The following is an 11,312-nucleotide window of genomic DNA, read 5'->3' on the forward strand; positions in this document are numbered from 1 at the left end:
GAAAAACTTCTGACATACTTGGTAAACAGGCATAGAGGTGATCTCATTGAATTGATAGCACAATCAGTAGATCACAAAACTCTATGCCTGTCTTTTTTTACCTGCTCATTACTGGGGATTCCTCAGCACAAATGCGGGCCTCTTACCTTTAGTAAAAGGAACAACATTATTACTACCACAATAAGCACAGCACCGCTGTGAACGTTCTTCTTCGTCTTCTTCTCCCGCCTCTTCAATCACCGATTGGGAAAAGTCCTGACCTAATATCGCTTCAGCTTCCTGCACATTATCACCATCGACCATCAGTCTTACTCCACCTAAAGCATCAGAGTAAAGCCAGTTGGTATTAATGGTGTGTACATCCGCTATATAGGCATTAATCCCTGCAGCTTCCAGATTACTTTTGGCTATCTGAGCGTCGAGGGGATAAGAGTAACGAGCAACCACAACCAGTTGTCCCATAATATCTCCCTATAAAACACATCCATTTTCGATTAAAAAAGCCTGCCGGATTGCTCTGGCAGGCTTCTGATATTAACCGCGTTCAATCAAAACTGACAATTAGCTTGCCTGAGCAGCCCAGGTATCACGCAGACCAACGGTCCGGTTAAACACTAAATGCTCTGGTGATGAATGACGGCTGTCTGCACAGAAGTAGCCTTCACGCTCAAATTGATAAGCAAACTCAGGTTTAGCCTGTGCCAGACTTGGTTCAACAAAACCATGTACCACTTTCAGTGACTCAGGATTAATGGTAGATAAGAAATCCTCAGCAGCACCCGGGTTTGGCACATTAAACAGACACTCATATAAACGGAATTCTGCTGGTAACGCATGAGGAGCCGAAACCCAATGAATAACGCCTTTCACTTTGCGGCCGTCAGCCGGATCTTTACCCAGCGTCTCACTATCATAATGGCAATAAATGGTGGTGATATTGCCCTGAGCATCTTTTTCTACCCGTTCAGCTTTAATCACATAGGCATTACGCAGACGAACTTCTTTGCCTAACACCAGACGCTTATACTGTTTGTTTGCTTCTTCACGGAAATCAGCACGATCGATATAGATTTCACGGCTGAATGGTACGGCACGCGTCCCCATTTCTGGTTTATTCGGATGTGCACTTACCGTCAGCATCTCTTCATGACCTTGTGGAAGATTTTCAATGACCACTTTAACCGGATCGATAACCGCCATGGCTCTTGGGGCGTTTTCGTTCAGATCTTCACGAATGCAGGTTTCTAACGCTACCATTTCCACGTTATTGTCTTGCTTAGTCACGCCGATACGACGGCAAAACTCACGAATAGAAGCCGCGCTATATCCACGGCGGCGTAAGCCAGAAATCGTTGGCATCCGTGGATCGTCCCAGCCCTCGACCACTTTCTCTGTCACCAGCAAATTCAGCTTACGCTTGGACATAATCGCGTACTCTAAATTCAGGCGAGAGAACTCATACTGACGTGGATGGCATGGAATAGTAATGTTATCTAAAACCCAATCATACAGGCGGCGGTTGTCCTGGAACTCCAGGGTACACAGCGAGTGAGTTATCCCTTCCAGTGCATCGGAAATACAGTGGGTAAAGTCATACATCGGATAGATACACCACTTATCACCCGTCTGATGGTGATCGGCAAACTTAATACGGTACAACACCGGATCGCGCATCACGATAAATGAGGAAGCCATATCGATTTTAGCCCGCAGACAAACCTTACCTTCTGCAAACTCACCCTTTCTCATTTTTTCAAACAAGGCCAGGTTTTCTTCAACACTGCGGTCGCGATAAGGGCTATTTTTTCCTGGCTGAGTGAGAGTACCGCGATATTCACGCATCTCTTCAGGAGACAGCTCATCCACATAAGCCAGTCCCTTACTGATAAGTTCAACAGCGTATTGATGCAGTTGATCGAAGTAGTCAGATGAGTAACGAACAGCGCCATCCCAGTGGAAACCTAACCACTCAACATCGTGCTTAATTGACTCCACATACTCGATATCTTCTTTAACCGGGTTGGTATCATCAAAACGTAAGTTGCACAGACCCTGATAGTCTTGCGCAATCCCGAAATTCAGGCAGATAGACTTCGCGTGACCGATATGCAGATAACCGTTTGGCTCAGGCGGGAAACGGGTCACTATGGTAGTGTGTTTACCTGATGCTAAATCTTCATCAATAATATGACGAATAAAATTAGTCGGGCGAACTTCAGCCTCACTCATTTACTTTTTCCTCTATGCAAAAATGCAAAAGCGTTCACAACGTATAACCTGTTATCTTCTAACAACCGCACGCAGGACACAACTGTTAGTTGCATGAATCCCGTCTCAGAACAAAAGGTATGAATTAAAGAGGTTATACGCCGCATTAATGCGGACTATTTTACATTAAAATCGACACAAATAAAAAACGGGAAGGTTATTCACCTTCCCGTTTCAGATTTAACTATCGAAAGAAAAGAATCTAATCTTATCCTTTGATATCAAACAGCTTAGTCTGACCTGCAACAACACTACCGGTTGCCACATCAGCGATACCCGAGAAGTCATCAATATTGCTGACAACTACCGGACTGATGATGGAAGCCGCATTAGCTGACAGATAATCCAGATCTAGCTCCAGTACCGGGTCACCTGCTTTCACTGTTGCGCCTTCTTCAGCTAAGCGAGTGAAGCCTTTACCATCCAGTTTAACCGTATCGATACCGATATGAACCACAACTTCGGCACCGTTTTCAGTTTCCAGACAGAATGCATGGTTAGTACCAAAAATCTTAACCAGAGTACCGTTTGCTGGCGCAACTACGGTTTTGCCCGTTGGGCGAACCGCAATACCATCACCGACAGCTTTGCTGGCAAATGCTTCATCAGGTACGGCTTCCAGCGCCACGATATCACCGGTAATTGGAGAAATCAGCGAGCTTACTGACGCTGCTTTTTTCACTTCAGCCGGTTTGTTAGCCACTGCCTGAACAGGAGCAGCTACCGCTGCGGCTGCCTGAAACCTTGGCGCAACACCTGAAGCAATCACCTTACGCATGCTGTCAGCAATAGACTCAGCTTTAGCACCAACGATAATCTGAATACTTTGTTTGTTTAACTTAACAACACCGGCTGCACCTAAACGTTTAGCCGCATTACTATCAACAATACCTGAATCTTTTACGGTTAAACGTAAACGAGTAATACAGGCATCAATACCAGTCAGGTTATCGCTACCGCCGATAACACCGATGTAGCTGCTGGCTAAAGCATCCAGACCTTCGCTGGTATTGCTATTATCCGGCGTAACTTCCTCTTCAGTTTCATCTTCACGGCCCGGCGTTTTCAGGTTGAATGCGCGGATAATGAAAGAGAACAGCAGGAAGTAGACAACAAATGCGACGACACCCATCACTAACAGCATCCAAACGTTGCTGCTGGCTGCCGGTAGTTTAAACATTAACGCATAGTCAATAGCACCTGCGGAGAAGGTAAAGCCAGCGTGGATACCTAAAGCGGTAGCCACATACAGGCTGATACCTGTCAAAATGGCGTGTACTAAGTACAGCAGCGGAGCCAGGAACATGAACATAAATTCAAGTGGCTCAGTGACACCGGTCAGGAATGCGGTTAACGCTACTGACAGTAACAGGCCACCAACCGCTGAACGGCGAGCTGGTTTTGCAGCAAAGTACATTGCCAGAGCAGCACCCGGTAAACCAAACATCATGATTGGGAAGAAGCCTGACATGAACATCCCGGCAGTGCCATCACCGTTGTAGAAACGGTTGATATCGCCGTGGAATACCTGACCCGCTGCGTTAGTGAATTCACCAATCTGGAACCATGCGATGGTATTCAGAACCTGATGCAGACCCGTTGGGATCAACAGACGGTTAACGAAACCGAAGATACCAGAACCTAATGCACCCTGTTCAACGATCCACTGACCACCGTTATGAATAGCCGCCTGAATTGGTGGCCAGACATAACCAAAAATAGCTGCCAGAATCAGACAGAAGAAACCTGTTGCGATGGGAACGAAACGCTTACCACCAAAGAATGATAAGAAGTCTGGTAATTTGATATCACACCAGCGGTTATAAACAGCACCACCAACCAGACCAGAAATAATACCGGCTAACACGCCCATATTAATCGTGGCTTCAATGGTGACCGTTGCTTTGGTTAAAATAAAGAAACCAACCGCACCGGCTAACGCGGCAGAACCCGCATTATCTTTAGACCAGGTTGCTGCCACACCGATAGCAAAAATCAGCGCCAGGTTGTCAAAGATTGCCGCACCGGCCTGAGCCATAAACGCCAGGTTTAGTAAATCGGGTTGACCGAAGCGCAACATCAATGCCGCTACGGGTAATACGGCGATCGGTAGCTGTAACGATCGCCCTAGTCGTTGAAAAAATCCAAGTATATTCACCTTGTTTCCCCCTGCATGTCCTGATAAAGGACTTCTTTTTTATACTCAACAATAAGGCGCCTACCGTACAACTCTGCCACCGTCGATAGACAAGACACAACTCATGTACAATCTAATTCATAGTGTAAAAAATATATTTCGCATCGCAAATTAAAACCTCCGGATTTGTGATAATTATCACCAAAAAGATTAATATCAGGATGACAATACTAGCTATACATCGTAACTTATTTTATTATATAAAATATCAGCTTCACAGAGTATCAGAGGCGTGTTGCGTTTACGTGCGTTATAGTTATAGTCATTAATTTCAATATGTCACGTTATCCTTCACGTATGAGTATAGCCAGTGTTATGTAACCAAGAGGTTTTGACATGAGACTTATTCCACTAGAAAGTGCAAAAGACGTTGGGTTATGGTCTGCCCGCCATATAGCAAATCGCATTAATGCCTTTAAGCCCACCGCCGATCGCCCTTTTGTTTTAGGTTTGCCCACCGGAAGCACACCACTGAGTACCTATGTTCGTCTGATTGAACTGTATAAAGCCGGAGACGTTAGCTTCAAACATGTCGTTACATTTAATATGGACGAGTATATTGGCTTAGAAAAGCATCATCCACAAAGTTATTATTCTTTTATGCATAATAACTTTTTTAATCATGTCGACATTCAACCAGAAAATATTAACTTATTAAACGGCAATGCCAGCGATGTTCAGGCAGAATGTAAACGCTATGAAGATAAAATTAGGTCATACGGTCAGATAAACTTATTTATGGGCGGTGTGGGTAACGATGGTCATATTGCATTTAATGAACCCGCATCTTCTCTGTCATCCCGTACTCGAATTAAAACGCTGACGGAAGATACCCGCATTGCTAACTCTCGTTTTTTCGAAAACGATATGAATAAAGTACCCAAATATGCATTAACCATTGGTGTTGGTACCCTGATGGATGCCGCAGAAGTCATGATTCTGGTTACAGGTCTGAATAAAGCGCAAGCGCTACAGGCTGCTGTTGAGGGCTGCGTTAACCATCTATGGACAGTTTCTGCGCTGCAATTACATCCAAAAGCCATCATAGTTTGTGATGAACCTTCCACTATGGAACTGAAAATTAAAACCGTTAAATACTTCCGTGAATTAGAGGCGGAAAATATTAAAGATCTTTAAGCTACAACTGCGAGGGTGTGTGATGTATGCTTTAACCCACTGCCGGATCTATACCGGCCATGATATTCTGGATAACCACGCGGTTATTATTGCCAATGGATTGATCCAGCGTGTATGCCCGCAAAGTGAGTTACCGTCAGATATCGAAGTTCAGGATCTGCAAGGTGCCATACTGGCACCGGGTTTCATTGATGTTCAGCTTAATGGCTGTGGTGGCGTTCAGTTTAACGACTCTATGGATGCCGTTTCTGTTGAAACCCTTGAAATTATGCAGCAGGCTAACGAAAAATCAGGCTGTACCAGCTACCTCCCGACGCTTATCACCTCCAGTGATGAGATGATGAAGCATGCTATTGAGGTTATGCGTAGCTATCTTGATCGTCACAATCATCAGGCTTTAGGTCTCCACTTGGAAGGCCCTTATATTAATGTGGCAAAGAAAGGGACGCATAACCCTGACTTTATCCGCAAGCCGGATGCAGCAATGATCGATTATCTGTGTGCAAATGCAGATGTGATTACCAAAGTGACTCTGGCGCCAGAGCAGGTTGACAGTCAGGTTATTCGCCAGTTGACAGAAGCGGGTATTATTGTTTCTGCCGGTCACTCAAACGCCACTTACGATCAGGCTCGTATCGGATTTGCTGCTGGCATCAGCTTTGCGACTCATCTATACAATGCTATGCCTTATATAACCGGTCGTGAACCTGGTTTGATGGGCGCAATTTTTGATACGCCTGAAGTCTATACCGGCGTTATTGCTGACGGTCATCACGTTGCCTGGGCAAGTATTCGTAGCGCGAAGCGTCTGAAAGGCGACAAATTGGTGCTGGTCACTGATGCGACAGCCCCAGCCGGAGCCAATATTGACCATTTTATTTTTGCAGGTAAACCAGTATATTACCGCAATGGAATGTGCGTAGATGAGAATGGAACCTTAAGCGGCTCCGCTTTAACCATGATTGAAGCCGTAGCTAACAGCGTTCAGTTTATTGGTATACCTCTCGATGAAGCGCTTCGTATGGCATCGCTCTACCCTGCCCGGGCCATGGGTGTATCCACTACTTTAGGCAGCATTGAAACCGGTAAGGTTGCCAATCTCACCGCGTTTACTCATGATTTTAAAATCACACATACCTGGGTGAATGGTTTATTAAAAAGACAGTAGCCGTAACTCAGCAATCACAACAGAGGTAGCGATGACGACAGGTGGTCAAATTGGTAACATCGATCTGGTAAAGCAGTTAAATGGGGCGGTCGTTTATCGCTTAATCGATCAGCAAGGTCCCATATCTCGCATTCAGATCGCTGAACTTAGCCAACTGGCCCCTGCCAGCATTACTAAAATCACCCGACAACTTCTGGATCGCGGCCTGATTAAAGAAGTTGAACAGCAGGCTTCAACCGGAGGGCGTCGGGCGGTCTCTATTGTTACTGAAAACAAAAACTTTCATACCGTTGCAGTACGTTTAGGGCGTAATAACGCCACCATCACGCTGTATAACCTCAGTGGTAAGGCGTTGATAGAAGAGCCTTACTCTCTGCCTGAGCGCACTCAGGAAGCGCTGGAAAAAGGCCTTCTTCAGGCCATTAATCACTTCATTGAAACCTACAGCAATAAAATTCGTGAGTTAATCGCTATTGCTATTTCCCTGCCCGGTTTGGTGGATCCTGAAGATGGTGTGGTGAAATATATGCCGCACATTTCGGTGTCTAATTGGGAATTGGGTAAAGTCATCCACGAACGGTTTAATATCAGCTGTTTCATTGGCCATGATATTCGTAGCCTGGCACTGGCAGAACACTATTTCGGCGCAACTCAGGATTGTGAAGACTCCATGCTTATTCGCGTTCACCGTGGAGCTGGCGCAGGCTTTATTATCAATGGTCAAATCTTTCTGGGAAAGAACCGTAACGTCGGTGAAATTGGCCATATTCAGATCGACCCATTAGGTGAGCGCTGCTATTGCGGTAATTTTGGCTGTCTGGAAACCGTAGCGTCAAATTTTGCCATTGAACAACGGGTACGTAACCTGCTCAGTCAGGGTTATAACAGTAAGCTGACGCTGGATGACTGTAGCATTTCCGCGATTTGCAAAGCCGCCAATAAAGGTGATGATTTAGCCGTTAACGTAATTGATTATGTAGGCCATCAATTAGGTAAGGCGATTTCCATTGCCATTAACCTGTTTAATCCACAAAAAGTAGTTATTTCCGGCGATATTACCGAAGCCCATAAAGTGCTGCTGTCCTCTATTCAGCGCTGTATTGATAATCAGGTTTTGATTAACTTCCGACAAAACCTACCCTTGGTGACGACTCAATTGGATCACCGTTCTGCTATTGGTTCCTTTGCTTTGGTAAAACGCTCCATGCTTAACGGTGTCCTGCTACAACATCTGCTGGGCGACAGTAACGACTGACGGTTATTATAAAAATTTTTTTCTTATCTTCTGTCACATCATCTTGAAATCAGTGTAATGTTTTATACAAAGGCATTGCACTGAAATAATCCCTTCGTCGCACTAACCTGGTGCAAATCTGCTGCTATGCTAAAAAGTATCGCTCCCAATAGGGCGATATTGGCTTCACCACCGATTCAAAAATCTGGCTTAATTATTGCTTAAGTTAATATGACCGAATTTAAGTAACTTCAATGACAACGGAATAAGAGAGATAACAATGTGTTCAATATTTGGTGTACTCGATATTAAGTCCGATCCGATTGAGCTGCGTAAAAAAGCGTTAGAGATGTCTCGTCTTATGCGCCATCGTGGCCCCGACTGGTCCGGCGTCTACGCATCTGACACGGCAATACTCGCTCACGAACGTTTATCCATTGTCGACGTCAATAATGGCGCCCAACCACTGTATAACTCAGCGCATACCCATGTACTGGCGGTTAACGGTGAGATTTACAACCATCAGGAACTGCGCCGCCAGTTAAAAGGTAAATATGAATTCCAGACGGAGTCAGATTGTGAAGTTATTCTGGCTCTGTATCAGGAAAAAGGCATCAATTTCCTGGACGACCTTCAGGGGATGTTTGCCTTTATTCTGTATGACAGCACCAATAACAGTTATCTGCTGGGTCGTGACCATATTGGTATTATTCCGATGTATACCGGTCATGATGAACACGGAAACTTCTATGTGGCATCAGAAATGAAAGCACTGGTGCCGGTTTGTAAAACCATTAAAGAGTTTCCTGCCGGTAGCTATATGTCCAGCACCGACCATAAAATCCACCGCTATTATCAGCGTGACTGGATGGAATTTGACAACGTCAAAAATAATACCACCGATGAATATGAACTGCGCAACGCGCTGGAAGAGTCGGTAAAAAGTCACCTGATGTCTGATGTACCTTATGGGGTGCTACTGTCCGGTGGTTTGGACTCCTCGGTTATCTCTGCGATTACCAAAAAATATGCCGCTCGTCGTATTGAAGATGATGAACGTAGCGAAGCCTGGTGGCCTCAGCTTCACTCTTTTGCCGTTGGTCTGGAAGGGTCACCCGATTTGGCTGCTGCGCAGGAAGTAGCCCGTCATTTAGGTACGGTTCACCACGAGATCCACTTTACCGTGCAGGAAGGAATGGATGCCATTCGCGATGTGATTTACCACATCGAAACCTATGATGTAACAACCATTCGGGCATCCACACCCATGTACCTGATGGCGCGTAAAATTAAGGCAATGGGTATCAAAATGGTGTTATCCGGCGAAGGGGCTGATGAAGTCTTCGGTGGATACCTCTATTTCCATAAAGCACCAAATGAAAAAGAGTTCCATGAAGAGACTGTACGCAAACTTTTAGCTTTGCATATGTATGACTGCGCCCGCGCTAACAAAGCAATGGCCGCCTGGGGAGTAGAGGCCCGGGTGCCTTTCCTGGATAAAAAATTCCTCGATGTGGCGATGCGCATTAATCCTAAAGATAAAATGTGCGGCAACGGTAAGATGGAGAAATATATTATTCGTAAGAATTTTGAATCTTATATTCCTGCCAGCGTGGCCTGGCGTCAGAAAGAGCAGTTCTCTGATGGCGTCGGTTATAGCTGGATCGACAGCCTGAAGGCTACTGCCGCCGGGCAAATCAGCGACCAGCAGTTGCAAAACGCCAGCTTCCGCTTTCCGTATAATACGCCGACCTCTAAAGAGGCCTATTTGTACCGTGAAATCTTTGAAGAGCTATTCCCGCTGCCGAGCGCTGCAGAATGCGTTCCTGGCGGCCCTTCTGTGGCTTGCTCCTCCGCTAAAGCTATTGAATGGGATGAGTCTTTCAAAAAACTGGATGACCCATCAGGTCGTGCGGTAGGCGTTCACCAATCCGCTTATAAAAGCTAATTGGTTGTATAAAACGACCTGCCGATTAACAGCTAAAAAACGGGCCACACCGGCCCGTTTTGCTATGCTGTAAAAAAACATTCTTATTCATTTCCTCATCAAACCGATGCTTTTTTTGTCGTTTTTATCAACATATCGGTTATTAGCCAAACAATCAGACAAAACTGAACCCTTTATAAGAAAAAACTAGTTGACGATCGTGGCTCAGATACGCATAATGCGCCCCGCAACGCCGTTGAAGGTTAAGCAAATATTTTGGCTACGTAGCTCAGCTGGTTAGAGCACATCACTCATAATGATGGGGTCACAGGTTCAAATCCCGTCGTAGCCACCATTTTGCGGAAGTGGCGAAATTGGTAGACGCACCAGATTTAGGTTCTGGCGCCGCAAGGTGTGCGAGTTCAAGTCTCGCCTTCCGCACCATTTTCCTTCAATGACAATGCTCGGGTGGGGTATCGCCAAGCGGTAAGGCAACGGGTTTTGATCCCGTCATCCCCAGGTTCGAATCCTGGTACCCCAGCCATTTTTCTGCTTATATTAATAAGCTATTTTGGAAATAATCTCCTATTGGGGTATCGCCAAGCGGTAAGGCAACGGGTTTTGATCCCGTCATCCCCAGGTTCGAATCCTGGTACCCCAGCCATTTCCTTCCCTTCTTTGTCTTCCTGTGTTTCCATTGTTTTGATTCTTAGTTTGCTTATCTCTTCGTATATCGTTTAAAAATTCATCAATCAAATAGTTCAATCGCTAAATCTGTCTGTTTTCAGCCCGACAAGCAGATCAAAACCTTGACGAAAACGACACATATCCGCATAATGCGCCCCTTAACGCCGTTGAAGGTTAAGCAAAAAATATTTGGCTACGTAGCTCAGCTGGTTAGAGCACATCACTCATAATGATGGGGTCACAGGTTCAAATCCCGTCGTAGCCACCATTTTGCGGAAGTGGCGAAATTGGTAGACGCACCAGATTTAGGTTCTGGCGCCGCAAGGTGTGCGAGTTCAAGTCTCGCCTTCCGCACCATTTCCTTCAGCGACAATATAACTGGTGGGGTATCGCCAAGCGGTAAGGCAACGGGTTTTGATCCCGTCATCCCCAGGTTCGAATCCTGGTACCCCAGCCATTTCTCTTGTCAGATATGGTTATCCGGATAAAAAAAACTCGCATCAGCGCTGAGGGATCCCCACAAAATCAGCGCTAATAAACCAACACCATACTCTGGTAGGTTTTGGCGATGTCAGATAAGAAATTACCCGCCGCGATTTAATACTGTTGGCCTGGTATCTCAGATGCAACCCTCTATTTTCAGCGTGATAACCAATAAGCCACAGCACTATTGTGCTCAGTGTTGCCAGCAGGC

General features: G+C 45.5%; 7 protein-coding genes, 7 tRNA genes and 1 pseudogene. 11 read left to right on the forward strand and 4 right to left on the reverse strand.

What is annotated here, in order from left to right; genetic code table 11:
* Positions 1-108: 108 nt before the first annotated feature.
* From LPW36_RS16590 to nagE, 3 genes are all read right to left on the reverse strand, one after another.
* Positions 109-462 (reverse strand): putative signal transducing protein, encoded by a 354-nt coding sequence (locus tag LPW36_RS16590; protein ID WP_230611610.1) that lies wholly within the window; start codon positions 460-462, stop codon positions 109-111.
* A 99-nt stretch (positions 463-561) separates the two neighbouring features.
* Positions 562-2,229: a glutamine--tRNA ligase gene (gene glnS / locus LPW36_RS16595; protein WP_230611612.1), complete on the reverse strand. Its 1,668-nt coding sequence runs from the start codon at positions 2,227-2,229 to the stop codon at positions 562-564.
* 247 nt (positions 2,230-2,476) lie between these two features.
* On the reverse strand, positions 2,477-4,426 hold the full coding sequence (gene nagE / locus LPW36_RS16600; RefSeq protein WP_230611614.1) for a PTS N-acetyl glucosamine transporter subunit IIABC: 1,950 nt from the start codon (positions 4,424-4,426) through the stop codon (positions 2,477-2,479).
* A 375-nt stretch (positions 4,427-4,801) separates the two neighbouring features.
* Here nagE and nagB point away from each other — a divergent pair, with 375 nt between their 5' ends.
* From nagB to LPW36_RS16655, 11 genes are all read left to right on the forward strand, one after another.
* The gene (nagB, locus tag LPW36_RS16605) at positions 4,802-5,602 is read left to right on the forward strand and encodes a glucosamine-6-phosphate deaminase (RefSeq protein WP_230611616.1); all 801 of its coding nucleotides are present in this window, start codon (positions 4,802-4,804) and stop codon (positions 5,600-5,602) included.
* A 22-nt stretch (positions 5,603-5,624) separates the two neighbouring features.
* Positions 5,625-6,770 (forward strand): N-acetylglucosamine-6-phosphate deacetylase, encoded by a 1,146-nt coding sequence (nagA, locus tag LPW36_RS16610; protein WP_230611618.1) that lies wholly within the window; start codon positions 5,625-5,627, stop codon positions 6,768-6,770.
* Positions 6,771-6,801: 31 nt separating this feature from the next.
* Positions 6,802-8,025: a DNA-binding transcriptional regulator NagC gene (nagC, locus tag LPW36_RS16615; RefSeq protein ID WP_230611620.1), complete on the forward strand. Its 1,224-nt coding sequence runs from the start codon at positions 6,802-6,804 to the stop codon at positions 8,023-8,025.
* A gap of 259 nt (positions 8,026-8,284) precedes the next feature.
* Positions 8,285-9,952, forward strand: a complete 1,668-nt coding sequence (gene asnB / locus LPW36_RS16620; protein WP_230611621.1) for an asparagine synthase B — start codon at positions 8,285-8,287, stop codon at positions 9,950-9,952.
* Positions 9,953-10,209: 257 nt separating this feature from the next.
* Positions 10,210-10,286, forward strand: a tRNA-Met gene (locus tag LPW36_RS16625).
* A gap of 4 nt (positions 10,287-10,290) precedes the next feature.
* Positions 10,291-10,375: transfer RNA gene (locus LPW36_RS16630), tRNA-Leu, on the forward strand.
* A 25-nt stretch (positions 10,376-10,400) separates the two neighbouring features.
* A tRNA-Gln gene (locus LPW36_RS16635) sits at positions 10,401-10,475 on the forward strand.
* 45 nt (positions 10,476-10,520) lie between these two features.
* A tRNA-Gln gene (locus LPW36_RS16640) sits at positions 10,521-10,595 on the forward strand.
* 214 nt (positions 10,596-10,809) lie between these two features.
* Positions 10,810-10,886 (forward strand) — tRNA-Met (locus LPW36_RS16645).
* A 4-nt stretch (positions 10,887-10,890) separates the two neighbouring features.
* Positions 10,891-10,975, forward strand: a tRNA-Leu gene (locus LPW36_RS16650).
* Between the two features lie 25 nt (positions 10,976-11,000).
* Positions 11,001-11,075: transfer RNA gene (locus LPW36_RS16655), tRNA-Gln, on the forward strand.
* Positions 11,076-11,178: 103 nt separating this feature from the next.
* Here LPW36_RS16655 and LPW36_RS16660 read toward each other — a convergent pair.
* Positions 11,179-11,312, reverse strand: a pseudogene (locus LPW36_RS16660) (IS4 family transposase); the annotation flags it as partial.

The organism is Limnobaculum eriocheiris (genome assembly GCF_021010575.1).
Taxonomy (GTDB): domain Bacteria; phylum Pseudomonadota; class Gammaproteobacteria; order Enterobacterales; family Enterobacteriaceae; genus Limnobaculum; species Limnobaculum eriocheiris.